Origin of the sequence: Streptomyces sp. NBC_01116, assembly GCF_041435495.1 — a bacterium.
Lineage (GTDB): Bacteria > Actinomycetota > Actinomycetes > Streptomycetales > Streptomycetaceae > Streptomyces.
In genome coordinates, this window is the sequence record NZ_CP108644.1 from 5,963,040 (window position 1) to 5,982,266 (window position 19,227).

Sequence of the window (19,227 nt, forward strand, 5' to 3'; positions counted from 1 at the left end):
GCGGCCCGAGGCCCGAGGCCGAGCCGGCCCGACGGCGCCTCGCCAACGGGTCACGGCCGAGGGCCTGTTGCGATCCGGCGGCCTGTACCGCCCCACCGCCGCCCCGCTGTCCTACGCGCCCCGTACGCTACGGCCCATGAGCGCAGAGGCCCCCTCGGGACGGGTGATCGACGGCCGCTTCACGCTGGTGGAGCGGCTCGGCAGCGGTGGCATGGGCATGGTCTGGCGGGCCCGCGACGAGGCGCTCCACCGCGAGGTCGCCCTCAAGGAGGTACGGCCCCCGGACCCGGCGCTCGCGGAGTACGACCCCGAAGGCGCCCGCACCCTGCGCGCCCGCGTGCTGCGCGAGGCCCGCGCGCTGGCCCGGGTCGACCACCCCAACGTGGTCACCGTCCACCACATCGTCGACCCCGGCGAGGACGGCTACCCGTGGATCGTGATGGAGCTGGTGGCCGGCTCCTCCCTCCACGACCGGCTCGCCCACGGACCCATGGAGCCCGCCGAGGCCGCCGAGCTGGGACGCGGCATCCTCTCCGCCCTCCGCGCCGCCCACGCCTCCGGCATCCAGCACCGCGACGTCAAGCCCGCCAACGTGCTGCTGCGCACCGACGGCCGCCCCGTCCTCACGGACTTCGGCATCGCCGCCATCCGCGAGTCGACCAGCCTCACCATGACGGGCGCCCTCATCGGCTCGCCCGACTACATAGCCCCCGAGCGGATCCGCGGCACCGAGGGCGACCCGTCCTCCGACCTCTGGTCCCTCGGCATGATGCTGTACGTGGCCGTCGAGGGCCGCCACCCGCTGCGCCGGGCCACCACCCTGGCCACCCTGGCCGCCGTGCTCGACGAGGAGATCCCGCCACCGGTGCGGGCCGGGTCCCTCACCCCGGTGCTCAACGCGCTCCTCACCAGGGACATCCCGGCCCGCCCGGACGCCGAGGCGCTCGACCGCCTGCTCGCCGAGGCCGCGCGGACGGGCGGGAGCCCGGCCCCGACGCCCACGGAGCCCGTACGGGAGCGGCCCGCGTCCACGCATTCCGGGCCCGTGCACGCCACTCCCACGCAGACGGCCGCCACGCCGCCGCCCGGGCGGGGACCCACGTCCGCGCCCCCGCCGCCTCCGCCGCCCGGGTCCGACCGGAAGCCTGCCGCCTCCGCCCGGCCGGGCGGGCCCTCCGCGCCGTCCTCCCCGTCCGCAGGCCCGGAGGACCGCATGCCGACGGGCTACGGTGTCCCGCCCCGCGTTTCCACCCCCACGCCCGCGTCCGGCGGCGACCCCTACCGACGGTCCGCCACCGACCCCTACGAAGCCCCGCACGAGCGCGGCCGCCGCGTCGAGCGCCGGGTCTGGCGGATCAGCGCCGCGTCCTCCGTCGTCTCGGCCGTGGTGATCGCGGGCGCCATCATCTGGACGGCCGACCCGTTCTCGTCCGGAGGCTCCGACAGCGACGACCGCCCGCGCGACCGGGCGAGCGCCCCGCAGGTCTCCGCCCCGGCGCCGGACCCGGTGGCCGACGACTCCGCCGGCCCCGGTGACACCGGTGGTTCCGAGGAGGAGACCCCGGAGACCGTGGACCTCCTGACCCCGGACGGGGCGCGCACCGCGATCAAGGCGCTGAAACCCCTCATGGGCGGCACGAAGGTCACCGACTTCACCCTCTACGACGTGCACGCCTACGCCGAGGCCCCGCTGAAGTCCAACTCCGCGCTGTACGACCGCTTCAGCTACCGCGACGGCCGGGCGAAGAACGACGACGTGGGCGGCACGCTGATGTCCGGGTCCAGGACGATCGACCTGGACTCCATCGACTGGGACGTGCTGCCCGCCCTGCTGAAGACGGCGGAAGAGACGCTCAACGTCGACGAGCCGGAGAGCCGTTACGTGATCGTCGACCCCGCGTCGCCCTTCCACGACGACCGCCCGGTGCTGCGCGTCCACGTCTCCGACTCGCACGGCGGCGCCTTCCTCACCGCCGGACTGGACGGCCGGGTCATCGGGAAGAACCCCCGCCCCAAGGGCTGAGCGCCGGCTGGACCGGATCCGGAAGCTGCGGCAGATCCAGGTCGAACGGGCTCCGCTCGATGACATACGTGCAACTGGTGTAGGTGTAGCCCGGCTGCACCTTCGTCCCGGAGGAGTAGCTGTCCACCCGGGCGGTCGCGCCCGTGCCGTGCTTGTACAGGAAGTGGTACTCGCCGGCGGGAAGCCGGAGCCGTGCCTTCGGGTAGTTCCTGCCGCCGGCCTTGCAGGCCTGCCGCGCTCCGGCGGAGGCGCGGTAGCGCTCGCAGCCGGCGCACGTCCTCAGCTTGACGGTGCCGGTGACCGGACCGGTGTAGAGCACCTCGACCGCGTTCGGAGCGTCGTTGCTGATGACCAGCTCCATGCGGGCCCCACCGGGCCGCTTCGACGGCGGCAGCCGCTTGCCCGCCGACGGCCGGTCGTCGGCGATCTCCGCGGCTATGGCGATGTTCCGCGCCTGCCGCACCCGCCCGTCACTCCTGTACGTCCGGGCGAAGTCGCTCAGCGTCGTGCGCGCGTCGTCGAACTTCTTGTCCTCGAACTGGTCGACCCCACAGGCGTACACCCCGTCCACGACACCCTTGTCGGCATCGCCGCGCAGCGCCTTCAGGCCCTCGCCGGGGAGGCCGGACGCGGTGGTGCCGAGGCCGCGCAGCACCTCGGTGGCCGCACACGGCTCGGCCCCCTTCAACGCCGCGACCTGCTCCTCGATCCGCTTCCCGATCGCGGGTCCCACCTGCTGGGCAGGGGCGGAATCCGGGAACGTACGCAACAGCTCACCCAACTCGGTGCCGCCGCCGCCCGATCCGCCCAGACGCGACACACCGCACCCGTACAACGACGCGGCGAGCGGTTCGTCGGGCCACGCGGCGAGCGCGCCCAGCAGCTTCCCGTCCACCGAGTCGGGAAGCGTCCGCAGATAGGTCAACGGCGCGACGGCTTCACAGAGCCGCTTCTCGGCGTACGGGGCGGAGACAGCGTCGTAGTAGGTCTTCAGGCGGTCCGGGACGAGCTTCGCGGCCCGGGAGCCGGGATGGTCCCGGCCGAGCGCGCGGTACACGCCGAGCGCCTGCTCGTACTCGCCCTTCGCCGTGCCGAACGGCTGCCGCGAGGCCGCCGTGACCCGCTCGTCCCCGGCCGCCAGCCGGTCCAGCAGCATCCGCTCCCGCGCCTCGTCCCGCGCGGAGCCGTACACCGCCGCCCCGCCCGTCGGCACGGCCAGCAGCACCACGCCGAGCCCGACCGCCAGGACGGGCCGCCACGCCCCGCCCAACGCCGAACGCCGGGCGATCCGCGCCCCGTCGGCGGCGGCCGGCACCAGCACCAGCAGATATCCGGCGAGGACGCCCCCGGGCACCCCGTCCGGATCGGCCGGCAACGCCGCCCACAGCAGCACCGCCGTGGCCGCCCAGCACACCGCGGCCCGCACCCAGTGCCCCACCAGGGCGTAACCGAGCCCGAGTCCGGTCAGATTGAGCAGCGCGGCACCGGCCATACGCAGGGGCGCACCGGGCGGCGGGGGCCCGACCGCCGGCGCGCGAGGGGGCGGCGGCGGCACCGGCCCGCCGAACCCGAACCCGTCGGCTCCCTGCCCCGCAGCCCCGTACCGATCGTCGGACTCCATAACGGTCCCCCCACCGCCGAGCCTTAACAGTCCCCCTCACTCTGCCCGGTTCTGTCCGGCGCCACGCACGAGGCCCGTCGCGGACTGCCGCCCGGTCACCGAAAAGTCCGGCCCGGCCCGCCCGACAGGCCTACTGAGCCTCTTTCACGGGAGGCGTCACGGAGGGTTCGACGGTCGACCGGACGTAGATCCGCGTGGTGTCCGCGTCGAGCTCGTGGACGAAGAGGTCCACGCAGCGCTGGAGGTACGTGCCCTCCGGGGTCGTGAGGTCATCGGGGCAGAGGCTGGTCGTCCGCAGCCCCCGTACGAGCGTCTCCGGCTCGGGAAGTCCGAGGTGGCCGAAGGCGGCCGCGGGGCGGTACCCCTTCTCCTCGGGGTGGGAGTTCCCGACCATCACCGTGTCCTTCTCGACGAGCCGGCCGGTGTACGTCTCCGCTTCCTCGCTCGTCAGGACGAAGGAGAGCAGCCCGGTGTCGTAACGCTGCCCGACCTTGTAGCCCGCCCGCCGGTCCGACGCTCCCTCCGGAACGCGGATGCCCAACTGGCCGCTCATCCAGCCGGGCGTGGCTCCGTCCTCCCAGCAGCAGGTCATCTCCTGGTCCGTCAGGTCGGACGACACCTCGTCGGCGACCCAGGAGAACACGCCGACCGTGGCGGCGGCGCAGGCGAGGAGCACGAGAGCGACGACGCACGCGACCGGCACCCGGCGGCGACGCACGGGCCGCACGTCGGCAGTGTTCTCACGGAAGGCGTCCACCGAAGAATCATCCCGCTTCCGGCTTTCCGCTTCCCGCGACCTCGATCCGCCCGGTCGCCATCGCCCTCGCCCTCGCCCTCGCGCTCGGGTTCGCCCGGCCGCGGCGGTCCCTGACGGGAGGCGGGCCCTCGGCCCAGCGCACAGGACGCGGCCCGCGCGTCATCTTCACCCGTTCTCCGCCCTCCGCCCCGCGCGGTGTGGCACCGTGGATCAACTGACGCCCCGGATGTCCGGGCGCCCGCGTAGGGGGATCTTCATGCGATTTCGCACCGTCGCGGTCTCAGCCGCACTCGTCCTGTGCGCCACGGCGGGCGTAGCCGCCTGCTCGTCGTCGGACAGCCCCGACGCCACCCGGCCCGTCGGCCCCGCCGCCTCCGCGACGCCGGTTCCCGTGGACGGCATGGCGGGCTACATCGAGACGGGCGAGCGTCGGGCCGGCCCGCCCGGGACGGACGGACGGGCCGGGGCGGGTCCCGCCGCGTGCGAGACGTCCGCCGCCGCGATCCCGGCGGAGTGCGCCCTCGATCTCTCGTTCCACGACATCGCCGAGGGGGAACCGGCCGCGGGGCCTCCCGCGCGGTGACACCGGTACGCGGGAGGGGCGGGCACACCCAGGTGTGCCCGCCCCTCCCGCTGTGCTCACAGCGTGCCCACGGGGTGCGCGCCGCGTGCGCACCGTCCTCACCATGGAGCCCCTGCGTCACAGAAGCCCCTTCCATCCGTCACGACGATCTCTTAGTCTCACACTCTGTTCACATATTGATATTTGATGATCTCGCAACAGAGGTCAGGCGCGGGGGTAGTGCGGCATGCGTGGAAACTGGCGCTCGAGGTTGAGCGTTCTCGCCGGCGCGTCAGCGCTGGCGCTCTCGGCGGTCACCGGGCCGCCGGCGCTGGCCGACGACGCACCGGTGAGCCCCCAGGAAGTACGGATGCCGGCCGACGTGCGGATCGTCGAGGGCGGGGCCACGGAGCCCGGGGAGAACGTTCCCTCCCCGGCGGGTCCGGTGGAAACCCCGGCACCGGGCGGACAGGCGGAAGCCGTGGCCGCGGCCAAGACCGCTCCGTCGTCGAGCGCGTGCCTCGGTTCGACCACCGCCTACGGCTCCAGCGGGTGCTTCCAGCACAACGGCGACGTCATCTGGTCGGGCGACACGAAGAAGGACGGCATGTCCGCCGCCATCGGGGTCTACACCGACTACGGCCGCGCCGAGGAGGTCTGCGTCAACAGGCTCGGCGTGGACACCTGGGCGACCTGCGACAAGGACTACCGCGAGGGCGGGGACGTACGCCTCCGGGCCCTGCGCTACGACGGCGACACCGGCAAGTTCTACCAGCCCGAGTCCTGGTCCGGCTGGATCCCGGTCGACGGGAAGTACTGACCCGTCCCACCGCGCGGCGGCGAGCGGGACCATGCTCCGCTCGCCCCCGCGGGGGAGCGGAGTGCGTCTGACACACGAAAAAACCGGACCAGCCTCTGCTGGTCCGGTTCTTCAATCCGGAAGTGCCCCCGGCAGGATTCGAACCTGCGCACCCGGCTCCGGAGGCCGATGCTCTATCCCCTGAGCTACGGGGGCGTATCGCGGTGTTGCTCTGCGACGGGTGAAACACTACCAGCTCCCACGGGGTGTCCGTGAACAGGTATTCCGCCGTGCCTTCGCTCCTTTTCCTCCCTGCCGGGAGGCCCGTGCGGGCGGTGGCCACCCGTCCGGGGCGGAAGTGGACAAAACCCGGACGCCGCACCTGCGGTCGACCTACTCTCGAAGGGTGTCAGGGGCGTACGGCCGCGTGCTTGTTGTCGACGACAACAAGGTCATCCGGCAGCTGATCAGGGTCAATCTCGAGCTGGAGGGCTTCGAGGTCGTGACCGCGGCCGATGGTGTCGAGTGCCTGGACCTGGTCGAGCGGGTCCGCCCCGACGCGATCACCCTCGATGTCGTGATGCCCCGGCTGGACGGTCTGGAGACCGCCACCCGTCTTCGCTCCGACCCGCGGACCCGCCGTCTTCCCATCGCCGTCATCAGCGCCTGTACGCCCTACGAGGTCGACGCGGGCGTGGCAGCCGGGGTCGACGCGTTCCTGGCGAAGCCGTTCGAGCCGAGCGAGCTGGTGCGGATCGTCCGTCGGCTGGTGACGGGTGAGGAAGAGCCCTCGGCGGACGGGCGGCGCGGTGCCGGGCGGGCGGGGAGCGCCACCGGCTGACCGGGCCGACGACTCCTGCCCCGGTCGCGGACACGGCCCCGGACGCGGACGCGGCCCCGGACGCGGACGCGGTGCCGAACAGCGGCCGGCCGGTCGAGGGCGCCGGACCGGGGCCTGCCGACCGGATGGCGAAACCGGGTCGCGAAGTGCCCCCCTCTCTCGCCTACGCTTGACCCGTGACCCCCGCCGACCTCTCCCGAACCGTGCTGCACGCCGTGCGCCGCGCGGTCGACGAGGATGCCTTGCGCGCACCCGTGCCCGCGCGCGTGCGGGTGGAGAGGACCAGGCCCGGCGGCAGCGGCGACTACGCCTGCGCCGTCGCGCTCCAGCTCGCCGGGCCCGCCGCGCTGCCCGCCCTGGAGGTCGCCCGCATCCTGCGGGAACGCGTCGCCGCCGAGCCCGGCGTCGGGCGGGTCGAGATCACCGGACCCGGGTTCCTGAGCTTCACCCTCGACGCACCGGCCGTGGGCGACCGGGCCGTGCTCGACGCCGTACGGGAACAGGGCCTCGCGTACGGGCACGGCGACGCGCTCCGGGACGAGATCCTCCAGTTCCACCACGCGCGGGAGGTCCGCGCCGCCGTCACCGCCCACGCCGTCCGCCGGCTCGTCATCTCCCAGGGCGCCCGGGTCCGGGTCAGCTGCGAGCAGGCGTCCGACCCGGACTGGGCCCGCCTCGGCGTCACCGTCGACGCGCACGGGACGCCCCCCGTGCCGCTCACCGAGGTCCGGCCCGTGCCCGCCGGGGCCACCGCGGGAGAGCTGCTGGAGCGGCTCGGGCCCGACGCGGCCCGCTGGGGGCTCCTGCGGCCCGCCGGCCACGACCGCGCCGCCCTCGGCCCCGAACTGCTCGTCCAGGGCGAGGCCAACCCGCTCTTCCGGGTCCGCTACGCCCACGCCAGGACCCGTGCGCTCACCCGCGGGGCCGCCCTCCTCGGCTTCACCGCCGAGCCGGCCCCGCACCCCGAGCCGGCCCCGTACGCCGAGCGGGCCACGCACGGCGGAAGCCACGCCGAGCCGGCCCCGTACGCCGAGCCCGCCGCCCACGGCGTAGGCCCGGCCCGGTCGGCGCGGTCCGCCCAGCCCGTCCCGTACACCCCGCATGTCCCGCCCGTCCCGTACGGCGACGCCGCCGTCCTCTACGACGGCGCGGCCCGCCCCCTCCTCGACCTCCTCGCCGACCACCCCGGCGTCCTGCTCGCAGCAGCTCGTCACCGCGCGCCCGACCGGGTCGCCCGGCAGCTGGAAGCCGTCGCCCACGCGTTCTTCGACTTCCACGACTCCTGCCCGCCCCTGCCCGTCGGTGACGAGAAACCCTCGGCCGCCCACCGTGCCCGGCTGGCTCTCGCCGAAGCCGCCGGGACGGTGCTGGCAGGCGGCCTGTCCCTGCTCGGCATCCGCGCGCCCGAACACCTCTGACGCGATCAGAAGAGACCCGAGAGAACATCACGATGAGCCGCTCCGCACACCCCGCAGGACCCCGTCACGCCGACGTCCTCACCGAGGGGCACTACTCCGCGCCCGCCGCCGACCTCAACGTCCTCGACGAGAAGGTCTGGTCGCGCACCGTCACCCGCGACGCGGACGGCGCCCTCACCGTCGGCGGGATCGCCGTCGCCCGGCTCGCGGAGGAGTTCGGCACGCCCGCCTACTTCCTCGACGAGAGCGACTTCCGGGCCCGCTGCCGCGCCTGGTCCGACGCCTTCGGGCCGGACGCCGACGTCTTCTACGCCGGGAAGGCCTTCCTCTCCCGCGCCGTCGTGCGCTGGCTGAAGGAAGAGGGGCTGAACCTCGACGTGTGCTCCGGCGGTGAGCTGACCACCGCGCTCGACGCCGGGATGCCCGCCGAGCGCATCGCCTTCCACGGCAACAACAAGACCGTCGCCGAGATCGAGCGGGCCGTCGCGGCGGGCGTCGGGCGGATCGTGCTCGACTCCTTCCAGGAGATCGTCCGCGTCGCCCACATCGCCCAGCGGCACGGAGTCCGCCAGCGGGTGCAGATCCGCGTCACCGTCGGCGTCGAGGCCCACACCCACGAGTTCATCGCCACCGCGCACGAGGACCAGAAGTTCGGGATCGCGCTCGCCGACGGGCAGGCCGCCGAGGCGGTGCGCCGCGCCCTCGCCCTCGACGGCCTCGACCTCATCGGCGTCCACTCGCACATCGGCTCGCAGATCTTCGACATGGCCGGCTTCGAGGTCTCCGCCCGGCGCGTGGTGCAGCTGCTCGCCGAGGTCCGCGACGAGCACGGCGTCGAACTGCCCGAGATCGACCTGGGCGGCGGTCTCGGCATCGCGTACACCTCCGAGGACGACCCCCGCGAACCGCACGAGATCGCCAAGGCGCTCAGCGACATCGTCACCCGCGAGTGCGAGGCGGCGAAGCTGCGCACCCCCCGCATCTCCGTCGAGCCGGGCCGCGCCATCGTCGGACCCACCGCGTTCACGCTGTACGAGGTGGGCACGATCAAGCCCCTGGAGGGGCTGCGGACGTACGTCAGCGTCGACGGCGGCATGTCGGACAACATCCGCACCGCGCTGTACGACGCCGAGTACAGCGTCGCGCTCGTCTCCCGCAGCTCGGACGCCGAACCCATGCTCGTCCGGGTCGTCGGCAAGCACTGCGAGAGCGGTGACATCGTGGTCAAGGACGCGTTCCTGCCCGCCGACCTGGCCCCCGGCGACCTGATCGCCGTCCCCGCCACCGGCGCGTACTGCCGTTCCATGGCCAGCAACTACAACCACGCACTGCGTCCGCCGGTCGTCGCGGTCCGCGACGGAGAGGCACGCGTCATCGTCCGGCGCGAGACGGAGGAAGATCTCCTGCGTCTCGATGTCGGCTGATGAAATAGTCATCTCAGGATCCGGACGGGGGTCAGAAACTCCCGTCCGGTGAGTGAGACTGGTCCCCAATGAGCATGTATGAGAAACGAGGTCGGATGATGCGTACGCGTCCGCTGAAGGTGGCGCTGCTGGGCTGTGGTGTGGTCGGCTCAGAGGTGGCGCGCATCATGACGACGCACGCCGACGACCTCGCGGCGCGCATCGGCGCGCCCGTCGAGCTCGCCGGCGTGGCCGTCCGCCGGCCCTCGAAGGTGCGTGAGGGCATCGACCCCGCACTGATCACCACCGACGCCACCGCGCTCGTGGAGCGCGGCGACATCGACGTCGTCATCGAGGTCATCGGGGGGATCGAGCCCGCCCGGGCGCTCATCACCACCGCCTTCGAGAACGGCGCGAGCGTCGTCTCCGCCAACAAGGCGCTGCTCGCCGAGGACGGTGCGGCCCTGCACGCCGCCGCCGAGAAGTACGGCCGCGACCTGTACTACGAGGCCGCCGTCGCCGGGGCCATCCCGCTGGTGCGGCCGCTGCGCGAGTCGCTCGCCGGGGACAAGGTCAACCGGGTGCTCGGCATCGTCAACGGCACGACCAACTTCATCCTCGACAAGATGGACACGAGCGGCGCCGGCTACTCCGAGGCGCTCGACGAGGCCACCGCCCTCGGGTACGCCGAAGCGGACCCGACCGCCGACGTCGAGGGCTTCGACGCCGCCGCGAAGGCCGCCATCCTCGCCGGGATCGCCTTCCACACCCGGGTGAAGATCGGCGACGTGCACCGCGAGGGCATCACCGAGGTCACCGCCGCCGACATCGCCTCGGCCCGCCGGATGGGCTGCACGGTCAAACTGCTGGCCATCTGCGAGCGCGCCGCCGACGGGGCCTCCGTCACCGCCCGCGTCCACCCCGCGATGATCCCGCTCAGCCACCCGCTGGCCTCGGTCCGCGAGGCGTACAACGCGGTCTTCATCGAGGCCGACGCGGCCGGGCAGCTCATGTTCTACGGGCCCGGCGCCGGCGGATCGCCGACCGCGTCCGCGGTCCTCGGCGACCTCGTCGCCGTCTGCCGCAACAAACTGGGCGAGGCCACCGGCCCCGGTGAGTCCGCCTACACGCGCCTGCCGGTCAGCCCCATGGGCGAGGTCGTCACGCGCTACCACATCAGCCTCGACGTGGCCGACAAGCCGGGCGTGCTCGCCCAGGTCGCGACGGTCTTCGCCGAGCAGGGCGTATCCATCGACACGGTACGTCAGCAGGGACGTCCGGACGGAGACGGCGAGGCATCCCTCGTCGTCGTCACCCACCGCGCGCCCGACGCCGCCCTCTCCGGGACCGTCGAAGCGCTGCGCAAGCTCGACACCGTGCGCGGTGTCGCCAGCATCATGCGTGTTGAAGGGGAGTAAAGGACCCATGACCAGCAAGGGCACCCACCAGTGGCGCGGCATCATCGAGGAGTACCGGGACCGGCTTCCGGTCACGAGCACGACGCCCGTCGTCACGCTTCGTGAGGGCGGCACGCCGCTCGTTCCGGCGCAGGTCCTCTCCGAGCGCACGGGCTGCGAGGTGCACCTCAAGGTCGAGGGCGCCAACCCCACCGGTTCGTTCAAGGACCGCGGCATGACCATGGCCATCACCCGGGCCAAGGAGGAGGGGGCGAAGGCCGTCATCTGCGCCTCCACCGGCAACACCTCGGCCTCCGCCGCGGCGTACGCCGTGCGCGCGGGGATGGTCTGCGCCGTCCTCGTACCGCAGGGCAAGATCGCGCTCGGCAAGATGGGCCAGGCGCTCGTGCACGGCGCCAAGATCCTCCAGGTCGACGGCAACTTCGACGACTGCCTGACCCTGGCCCGATCGCTCTCGGACAACTACCCGGTGGCGCTGGTCAATTCGGTCAATCCGGTCCGTATCGAGGGCCAGAAGACCGCCGCGTTCGAGATCGTCGACGCGCTCGGCGACGCCCCCGACATCCACGTCCTGCCGGTCGGCAACGCGGGCAACATCACCGCGTACTGGAAGGGGTACACCGAGTACGCCGGTGACGGCGTCTCGACCCGCTCCCCGCGTATGTGGGGGTTCCAGGCCTCCGGTTCCGCGCCCATCGTGCGCGGCGAGGTCGTCAAGGACCCCTCCACCATCGCCACCGCGATCCGCATCGGCAACCCGGCCTCCTGGGACTACGCGCTCGCCGCGCGCGACGAGTCGGGCGGCTTCATCGACGAGGTGACGGACCGGCAGATCCTGTCCGCGTACCGGCTGTTGGCCTCCCAGGAGGGCGTCTTCGTGGAGCCCGCGTCGGCGGCTTCCGTCGCCGGCCTGCTCAAGGCCGCCGAAGAGGGCAAGGTCGACCCCGGCCAGCGCATCGTCTGCACGGTCACCGGCAACGGCCTCAAGGACCCCGACTGGGCCGTCGCGGGCGCCCCGCAGCCGGTCACCGTCCCGGTCGACGCGGCCACCGCCGCCGAGAAGCTCGGACTCGTCTGATCCCTCGCGCGCCGGTCGCGGCCCAGCGCCGCGGCCGGCCCGGGCAACCGTGGCAACCCGCTCAACCAGCCCCTTTCCCGGGCCGAGAGCGCATGGGAGGCGGGCGACACGCATCGTGCGCCTCCTGTGCGCCCTATGTCGCCGCAGAACCTTCCTTCGATAAGCTGTACCCCATCCGCCCGGTATCCGCCCGCCGGACCGCCACGGTTGCGGTCCCCGTCGTGGCCGCCGGGCCGGCCGCCGGATTCCCGCACCGTCTCGGAGCCCTCCGCACAGCCGCGACCCCCACCGCCATGACCCCCGCCGTTCGCCCCCGCCCCTGAGCCCCGCCCTCAGGCCCCGCCGCCGCAGAGCCACCGCACTGCATCCCCGCCGCCTTACAAGGAGTGGTCCGACCGATGGCCGGTCCCGCGTTCCGAGCCGCCGCCGTCAGGGTGCGCGTCCCCGCAACCAGCGCCAACCTGGGTCCGGGTTTCGACGCCCTGGGCCTCTCGCTGGGGTTGTACGACGACGTCGTCGTCCGGGTCGCCGACTCCGGGCTGAACATCGACATCGCAGGTGAGGGCAGCGAGACGCTGCCCCGCGACGAGAGCCACCTGCTCGTGCGCTCGATGCGCACCGCGTTCGACCTGCTCGGAGGCCAGCCCCGCGGTCTGGAGATCGTCTGCGCCAACCGCATCCCGCACGGCCGCGGCCTCGGCTCCTCCTCCGCCGCCATCTGCGCCGGAATCGTCGCCGCCCGCGCCGTGACGACCGGCGGCGACGCCCGCCTCGACGACGCGGCGCTGCTGGAGCTGGCGACCGAGATCGAGGGGCACCCCGACAACGTCGCGGCCTGTCTGCTCGGCGGCTTCACGCTCGCCTGGATGGACGGCGGCGCGGCCCGGGCGATCAGGATGGACCCCGCCGGATCCGTCGTCCCGGTGGTCTTCGTCCCCGGGCGCCCGGTGCTCACCGAGACGGCGCGCGGCCTGCTCCCGCGCACCGTCCCGCACGTCGACGCGGCCCTCAACGCAGGCCGGGCGGCACTGCTCGTCGAGGCCCTGACCCGTCGCCCGGAACTGCTGCTCGCCGCGACCGAGGACCGGATCCACCAGGAATACCGGGGCCCCGCCATGCCGGAGAGCGTGGAACTGGTCCACCGCCTGCGCGCCGACGGCGTGCCCGCGGTCATCTCCGGCGCCGGGCCCACGGTCCTCGCGCTGACGGAGGAGGGCTCGGCCGACAAGGTCGCCCGACTGGCGGGGGAGGGCTGGGCGGCGAACCGGCTGGCCCTCGACGCGACGGGCGCCAGTGTGCTGCCGCTGGCCGCGTGACCACATGTGATTACCGGTGAGCGAGAGGGGGAATGTTTGTTGGAGCCGGTAGTGTTAACCTCAAGTCTGCAACCGACGTCTTTGAGGCGCGTTGCTTCGTGTCCCCCTCCGGGACCACCATTCTTCCGGGAGCCTCCCCAACTGCCTGAGCAGCCTGCCTGAGCAGTTTCGAGCACGCTCCGGAACCGGCACGACACCCCTCGCTCGTCCAGGAGTGGGCCGAGCAGGGGGATCTCGCGCCGGACCCCGCACGTTCATCTCTCCGCCGTACACCCGGCGGACCACCGCCCCGGCAAGGTCCGCGATCCAGCAAGATCAACAGACCGCAGTCGGACAGCACAACCGGTCGCCGAGCCAGAAGGCCGACGTCCGCTCCAGGGAAGGACCCTTCGTGAGCGACACCACCGATCTGATGGGCGTGACTGCCGACAAGAGCGTCGACAGCGCCGCGCCCGCCGAAGGTGCTGCCACTGGCACCACCGCACGGCGCCGCCGCTCCGGCACCGGCCTTGAGGGCATGGTCCTGGCCGAGCTGCAGCAGGTCGCGTCCGGCCTCGGCATCAGGGGCACTGCGCGGATGCGCAAGAGCCAGCTGATCGAGGTCATCAAGGAGGCGCAGGCGGGTGGCGGATCCGCCGCCCCCAAGGCCTCCTCCAAGGCCGCAGAGGCCCCCGCCGAGGCGGAGAGCAAGCCGAAGCGCCGCGCGACCTCGAAGGCGCGCACCGGGGACGAGCCCGCCGCTGCCGCAGCCGAGAAGGACACGGCCCAGCAGCAGATCGACATCCCCGGTCAGCCGGCCAGCGACGACCAGCCCGCGGGCGAGCGTCGTCGCCGCCGTGCGACCGCGCAGGCGGGCAGCCCCGACACCAAGACCGAGGCGAAGACCGAGGTCAAGGCCAAGGCGGAGCCCCAGGCCGAGCAGAAGACCGAGGAGCGGGGCGAGCCCAAGGGCGACGCCAGGGCCGAGGCCTCCGCCGACACGGCCGAGGGCCGTCGCGGAGACCGTCGCGACCGCGGTGAGCGGGGTGAGCGCGGCGAGCGCCGTGAGCGCCAGCGCGACCGTCGCGGCAAGGGCGACGACCAGGGCCAGCAGGGCGGCGGCGGGCAGCGCCCGCAGCGCCAGGGCCAGGGCGGTGGCGGCCAGGGGCAGGGCCAGCAGAACCGCGACAACGGTCCGCAGGACGACTTCGACGACGAGGCGGGCGGCCGCCGTGGCCGTCGCGGCCGCTACCGCGACCGCCGTGGCCGTCGCGGGCGCGACGACTTCGCCAGCGATGTGCAGGTGGCCGACGACGACGTCCTGATCCCCGTCGCGGGCATCCTGGACATCCTCGACAACTACGCGTTCATCCGGACCTCCGGCTACCTGCCGGGCCCGAACGACGTGTACGTCTCGCTCGCCCAGGTCCGCAAGAACGGCCTGCGCAAGGGTGACCACGTCACCGGCGCGGTGCGCCAGCCCAAGGACGGCGAGCGGCGCGAGAAGTTCAACGCGCTGGTCCGCCTCGACTCGGTCAACGGCATGGCCCCCGAGTCGGGCCGCGGCCGCCCCGAGTTCCAGAAGCTGACCCCGCTCTACCCGCAGGACCGGCTCCGCCTGGAGACCGACTCCAACATCCTGACGACGCGGATCATCGACCTGGTGGCCCCGATCGGGAAGGGCCAGCGCGGACTCATCGTGGCCCCGCCGAAGACCGGCAAGACCATGATCCTGCAGGCCATCGCCAACGCGATCACGGTCAACAGCCCCGAGTGCCACCTGATGGTCGTCCTGGTCGACGAGCGTCCGGAAGAGGTCACCGACATGCAGCGGTCGGTGAAGGGCGAGGTCATCTCCTCGACCTTCGACCGTCCCGCCGAGGACCACACCACCGTCGCCGAGCTGGCCATCGAGCGCGCCAAGCGCCTCGTCGAGCTGGGTCACGACGTGGTCGTCCTGCTCGACTCGATCACCCGCCTGGGCCGCGCGTACAACCTCGCGGCGCCGGCCTCCGGCCGCATCCTGTCCGGTGGTGTCGACTCGACCGCGCTCTACCCCCCGAAGCGCTTCTTCGGCGCCGCGCGCAACATCGAGGACGGCGGCTCGCTGACCATCCTGGCCACCGCGCTCGTCGAGACCGGCTCGCGCATGGACGAGGTGATCTTCGAGGAGTTCAAGGGCACCGGCAACATGGAGCTCAAGCTCGACCGGAAGCTCTCGGACAAGCGCATCTTCCCGGCGGTGGACGTCGACGCGTCCTCCACCCGCAAGGAAGAGATCCTGCTCGGCACCGACGAGCTGGCGGTCGTCTGGAAGCTGCGCCGGGTGCTGCACGCGCTCGACCAGCAGCAGGCGATCGAGCTCCTCCTGGACCGGATGAAGAAGACCCAGTCCAACGCGGAGTTCCTGCTCCAGATCCAGAAGACGACGCCGGGCAGCGGAAACGGCAACGACTGACCGCTGTTTCGTCGTTCGGCAACTGTCCGGTGAATCCGCCCCGTTACTCAAGTGACGGGGCGGATTCCTGCATGTAATATCAAATCGCCGACAATCTCCCCCCACTTGCGGCACATTCACTCGACGCCTTTGGGAAAACGGGAGACTTGCGTGCGCATATCGCGCCATGCCGGATCAGTACGCATAGCCGGTCGTCTGGTGGCGGCCGCCGCCGCCGCACTGGCGTTGTTGGGCGGAGGCCTGACGGCCGGAGCCCAGGCGGCCGAGGGCGGTGAGCGATTCCTGCCGCCGAAGGGCGTCGAGGTGGTCAGCCCGCAGAAGCTCTCACCGAAGATCATCGGTGGGACGAACACGGCCTTCAAGGACGCGCCCTGGATGGTGCAGCTCCTCTTCGAGTACGACAACGACGGCATCTTCTACTTCTCCTGCGGGGGCACCCTGGTCGCCCCCAACAAGGTGATGACGGCAGCCCATTGCGTCACTGACGAGAACGGCAAGGCCCTCGACATGGCCGGCCGCGGGCTCGTGCTGGCGGGAACGGCGAAACTTGCCGGCGGACCCAACGACGAAGGCACCGCCGTCGGAATATCCCGTTCCTATTTCGCGGGTTCGTACAACGCGGCCGAGATCGACAACGACATCGCGCTGCTGACGCTTTCCAAGCCGCTTCCCTACAAGTCGGCGCAGCCTGCTTCGTACGGCGACACCGCGCGTTATGTCCCGGGCACGACCGCCACCACCTATGGCTGGGGCATGACCGGTTCCGACTGGGACTTCTCCCCTCTGTCGGACACCCTGCTGCGGCTGGAGCAGCCACTGCGTTCGGACGCGGAGTGCTCCGAGAACCTCGACGGGGCCATCGGCGTCCCGGGCGCTTACAAGCCCGGTCATATGATCTGCGCCGGTGTCGGCGGCACCGGCGACGACGCCACCGGACAGGCCACCTGCCCCGGCGACTCCGGCAGTCCGATGTTCGTCACCGGACGCATCATCGGCATCACCTCCTGGGGCCCCGCCACCGACTTCCAGGCATGCAACCTCCGGGGCACGTACGACGCCTACACGAAGGTCTCCACCTACTACCGGTCGATCCAGCCCCGCATCGACGACACCAGCTTCAGCGGTGACCACCGGGCCGACCTGTTCGCCCGGTCCACCGGCGCCACCGCGTACACCTTCCCCTCGTCGGGCGAGAAGCTCGCCGCACGCAAGGTGCTCGCCGGCTCCTACAGCGCGTACAACCTGTTCATCCAGACCGACCTCGACCGGGACGGCCACCAGGACCTGATCGCCCGTGATGGGTCGACGGGGGACGTCTACTGGCTGCACCGCTCGGCGAGCAGCGCGACCTACGCGAAGACGAAGATCTTCAGCAACTGGAAGACCGTCCGGGCGATCGTCGCCCCCGGTGACGTGAACAACGACGGCAAGGGCGACATCCTCGCGGTCACCGCCAAGGGCGACCTCATGACCTACCCGAGCTACGGCAACGGCAAGTTCAACACCGCGGTCAGGTCGGGGACCGGGTACCAGGTCTACAACCAGGTGCGGGGCCACGGCGACCTCACCTACGACGGCAAGAACGATCTGCTCGTGCGCCGCGGCGGCACCAACGACCTCTACCTGATCAAGGGCACCGGAAAGTCCACCGCACCCTTCGAGGAGCCGGTCAAGGTCCGCAGCGACTGGTCCACCTACGACCTCCTGGTCACCCCGGGTGATGTGAACGGGGACGCCAAGGCCGACCTCGTGGCCCGCTCCACCTCCGGTGGCCTGTACCTCCTCAAGGGCACGGGCCAGGCCGGCCCGGAGATCTTCACCACACAGATCAAGCTCGGCAGCGGTTGGAACAGCTACTACACCGTCGGCTGAAACCGCAGGTGAGCGGTTTGATCACCGCCCACCCGCCCGGACGCCCTGTGGCCCCCGTCCCCGACGGGGGCCACAGGCGCGTGTGCAACCCTTCTTGCTGCTTCGGCCGTCCCTCCGGGAGAGGCCGACCGGGCGTGGAACACCACGGCAGGGGGGGCAGACGGGCCACGGGAACGACAAGGAGACGCGTGAGCGAGCAGAGCAGGGGCACCGGTCGCATGCGCGGCACCGGCAGCCGACGGAGGAAACCGTCCCGCAGGCACCGTGCCAAGGTCGTCGCGGCCTGGACGGCGGCGGGTGTCGTGGTCGTCGGCGGGGCCGGACTCGGATACGCCTACCTGGCGCTCGACGGCAACCTCTCCAGCATCGACATCGACGCCAAGCTCGGCACCGACCGCCCCGACGACGTCGACGACGGCTCGCAGGACATCCTGGTCCTGGGCTCCGACTCGCGCTCCGGAGACAACGGGAAGTACGGCGACGACGAGGGCGCGGCCCGCTCCGACACGGCGATGGTCGTGCACGTCGACAAGGGCCACAAGTCCGCCAGCGTCGTCTCGATACCCCGCGACACCCTGATAGAGCGCCCCGCCTGCGCCAGTGACACGACGGGCGACCCGGTCGGCGCCGAACACCGGGCGATGTTCAACACCGCCTACGAGGTCGGCGGGCCCGCCTGCGCGGTGAAGACCGTCGAGTCGATGTCCGGCATCCGCATGGACCACTACCTGGAAGTCGACTTCACCGGCTTCAAGGAGCTCATCGACGAACTCGGCGGCGTCGAGATCACCACGAAGACCGCGATCGACGACTCCAAGAGCCACCTCGACCTGGAGCCGGGCACCCACACGCTGAACGGCGAGGAGTCCCTCGGCCTCGTCCGCACCCGCAAGAGCGTCGGCGACGGCAGCGACCTCGGGCGCATCCAGCTCCAGCAGGCGTTCATCAAGGCGCTGATGGAGCAGGCGAAGAGCGTCGGGGCGTTCACCAGCCCCACCAAGCTCTACGGCCTCGCGGACGCCGCCACCAAGGCCGTCACCACCGACTCCGGGCTCGGCTCCGTCAAGAAACTCACCGGTTTCGCGAGCGGCCTCAAGGGGCTGAACGCCGAGAACGTCCACATGGTGACCCTGCCCGTGGAGTACGACCCGGCCGACCCGAACCGGGTCCTGCCGCAGGAGAAGGCCGGCCGGCAGGTCTGGGCCGCCCTCAAGCACGACCGGCCGATCCCCGCCTCCGCCACCGAGAAGTCGGCCGGCGACAAGGGCGACGCCGACGAGGTCGTCGAGTAGCCACCCACCCGTCACGCTCCGTCGGGGAATACCTGCGCCCCGCCCCCGGTTTTGGGAGATACGGCCGGTCCTGGCAGACTGGTACGTCGGCCCCGGTTCACGGCCGCGCAATCCGCGCGGACGACCCGGCGCCCTCCCGAAACTAGGAGACACCTTGAAGCGCGACATCCACCCCGAGTACGTCGAGACGCAGGTCAGCTGCACCTGCGGTGCGTCGTTCACCACCCGGAGCACCATCGACAGCGGCAACATCCGTGCCGACGTCTGCTCCGAGTGCCACCCGTTCTACACGGGCAAGCAGAAGATCCTCGACACCGGCGGCCGCGTGGCCCGCTTCGAGGCCCGCTTCGGCAAGGCTGCCGGCTCCGCCAGCAAGTAGCGAGCCACTGC

15 protein-coding genes and 1 tRNA gene are annotated in these 19,227 nt (G+C 72.1%); 13 read left to right on the forward strand and 3 right to left on the reverse strand.

Going from position 1 to position 19,227, the window contains the following annotated elements; genetic code table 11:
- Positions 1-136: 136 nt before the first annotated feature.
- Complete coding sequence (locus tag OG245_RS26410; protein WP_371625918.1) at positions 137-2,023, forward strand: protein kinase; 1,887 nt, start codon at positions 137-139, stop codon at positions 2,021-2,023.
- On the opposite strand, the gene OG245_RS26415 is transcribed toward OG245_RS26410, so the two are convergent.
- Complete coding sequence (locus tag OG245_RS26415; RefSeq protein WP_371625919.1) at positions 1,992-3,644, reverse strand: hypothetical protein; 1,653 nt, start codon at positions 3,642-3,644, stop codon at positions 1,992-1,994. The two genes, OG245_RS26410 and OG245_RS26415, sit on opposite strands and share 32 nt — an antisense overlap.
- 130 nt (positions 3,645-3,774) lie before the next feature.
- The gene (locus OG245_RS26420) at positions 3,775-4,401 is read right to left on the reverse strand and encodes a hypothetical protein (RefSeq protein WP_371625920.1); all 627 of its coding nucleotides are present in this window, start codon (positions 4,399-4,401) and stop codon (positions 3,775-3,777) included.
- A gap of 256 nt (positions 4,402-4,657) precedes the next feature.
- Between OG245_RS26420 and OG245_RS26425 the strand changes: the two genes are divergently transcribed.
- Both OG245_RS26425 and OG245_RS26430 read left to right on the forward strand, forming a co-directional pair.
- Entirely contained in the window at positions 4,658-4,984 is a 327-nt protein-coding gene (locus OG245_RS26425) for a hypothetical protein (RefSeq protein WP_371625921.1), read from the forward strand.
- Between the two features lie 226 nt (positions 4,985-5,210).
- Positions 5,211-5,783: a hypothetical protein gene (locus OG245_RS26430; RefSeq protein ID WP_371625922.1), complete on the forward strand. Its 573-nt coding sequence runs from the start codon at positions 5,211-5,213 to the stop codon at positions 5,781-5,783.
- A 123-nt stretch (positions 5,784-5,906) separates the two neighbouring features.
- Here the strand turns inward: OG245_RS26430 and OG245_RS26435 are convergent.
- Positions 5,907-5,978: transfer RNA gene (locus OG245_RS26435), tRNA-Arg, on the reverse strand.
- A 190-nt stretch (positions 5,979-6,168) separates the two neighbouring features.
- Between OG245_RS26435 and OG245_RS26440 the strand changes: the two genes are divergently transcribed.
- The 10 genes from OG245_RS26440 to rpmE all read left to right on the forward strand — a co-directional run bounded on the left by OG245_RS26440 (position 6,169) and on the right by rpmE (position 19,216).
- Positions 6,169-6,603 (forward strand): response regulator, encoded by a 435-nt coding sequence (locus OG245_RS26440; RefSeq protein WP_371625923.1) that lies wholly within the window; start codon positions 6,169-6,171, stop codon positions 6,601-6,603.
- 176 nt (positions 6,604-6,779) lie between these two features.
- The gene (nrtL, locus tag OG245_RS26445; RefSeq protein ID WP_371625924.1) at positions 6,780-8,021 is read left to right on the forward strand and encodes an ArgS-related anticodon-binding protein NrtL; all 1,242 of its coding nucleotides are present in this window, start codon (positions 6,780-6,782) and stop codon (positions 8,019-8,021) included.
- Between the two features lie 32 nt (positions 8,022-8,053).
- Positions 8,054-9,445 (forward strand): diaminopimelate decarboxylase, encoded by a 1,392-nt coding sequence (gene lysA, locus OG245_RS26450; RefSeq protein WP_371625925.1) that lies wholly within the window; start codon positions 8,054-8,056, stop codon positions 9,443-9,445.
- A 98-nt stretch (positions 9,446-9,543) separates the two neighbouring features.
- Positions 9,544-10,842: a homoserine dehydrogenase gene (locus OG245_RS26455; RefSeq protein ID WP_371627995.1), complete on the forward strand. Its 1,299-nt coding sequence runs from the start codon at positions 9,544-9,546 to the stop codon at positions 10,840-10,842.
- A gap of 7 nt (positions 10,843-10,849) precedes the next feature.
- Complete coding sequence (gene thrC, locus OG245_RS26460) at positions 10,850-11,920, forward strand: threonine synthase (RefSeq protein ID WP_371625926.1); 1,071 nt, start codon at positions 10,850-10,852, stop codon at positions 11,918-11,920.
- A 398-nt stretch (positions 11,921-12,318) separates the two neighbouring features.
- Positions 12,319-13,236 carry a homoserine kinase gene (thrB, locus tag OG245_RS26465; RefSeq protein ID WP_371625927.1) on the forward strand — a complete coding sequence of 306 codons (918 nt, stop codon included), beginning with the start codon at positions 12,319-12,321 and terminating at the stop codon, positions 13,234-13,236.
- 391 nt (positions 13,237-13,627) lie between these two features.
- Positions 13,628-15,673 (forward strand): transcription termination factor Rho, encoded by a 2,046-nt coding sequence (gene rho / locus OG245_RS26470; RefSeq protein WP_371625928.1) that lies wholly within the window; start codon positions 13,628-13,630, stop codon positions 15,671-15,673.
- Positions 15,674-15,823: 150 nt separating this feature from the next.
- Positions 15,824-17,545 (forward strand): trypsin-like serine protease, encoded by a 1,722-nt coding sequence (locus OG245_RS26475; RefSeq protein WP_371625929.1) that lies wholly within the window; start codon positions 15,824-15,826, stop codon positions 17,543-17,545.
- Between the two features lie 188 nt (positions 17,546-17,733).
- Positions 17,734-18,837 (forward strand): LCP family protein, encoded by a 1,104-nt coding sequence (locus tag OG245_RS26480; protein ID WP_371625930.1) that lies wholly within the window; start codon positions 17,734-17,736, stop codon positions 18,835-18,837.
- Between the two features lie 154 nt (positions 18,838-18,991).
- Positions 18,992-19,216, forward strand: coding sequence for a 50S ribosomal protein L31 (gene rpmE / locus OG245_RS26485; protein WP_018958997.1), 225 nt, complete (start codon positions 18,992-18,994; stop codon positions 19,214-19,216).
- The last annotated feature ends 11 nt before the right edge of the window (positions 19,217-19,227 follow it).

What these genes read in the sequence shown, in the direction of transcription:
- OG245_RS26410 (WP_371625918.1), top strand. Translation starts at nt 137, where the DNA reads ATGAGCGCAGAGGCCCCCTCGGGACGGGTGATCGACGGCCGCTTCACG.
- OG245_RS26415 (WP_371625919.1), bottom strand. Translation starts at nt 3,644, where the DNA reads ATGGAGTCCGACGATCGGTACGGGGCTGCGGGGCAGGGAGCCGACGGG.
- OG245_RS26430 (WP_371625922.1), top strand. Translation starts at nt 5,211, where the DNA reads ATGCGTGGAAACTGGCGCTCGAGGTTGAGCGTTCTCGCCGGCGCGTCA.
- OG245_RS26455 (WP_371627995.1), top strand. Translation starts at nt 9,544, where the DNA reads ATGCGTACGCGTCCGCTGAAGGTGGCGCTGCTGGGCTGTGGTGTGGTC.
- lysA (WP_371625925.1), top strand. Translation starts at nt 8,054, where the DNA reads ATGAGCCGCTCCGCACACCCCGCAGGACCCCGTCACGCCGACGTCCTC.
- thrB (WP_371625927.1), top strand. Translation starts at nt 12,319, where the DNA reads ATGGCCGGTCCCGCGTTCCGAGCCGCCGCCGTCAGGGTGCGCGTCCCC.
- OG245_RS26425 (WP_371625921.1), top strand. Translation starts at nt 4,658, where the DNA reads ATGCGATTTCGCACCGTCGCGGTCTCAGCCGCACTCGTCCTGTGCGCC.
- thrC (WP_371625926.1), top strand. Translation starts at nt 10,850, where the DNA reads ATGACCAGCAAGGGCACCCACCAGTGGCGCGGCATCATCGAGGAGTAC.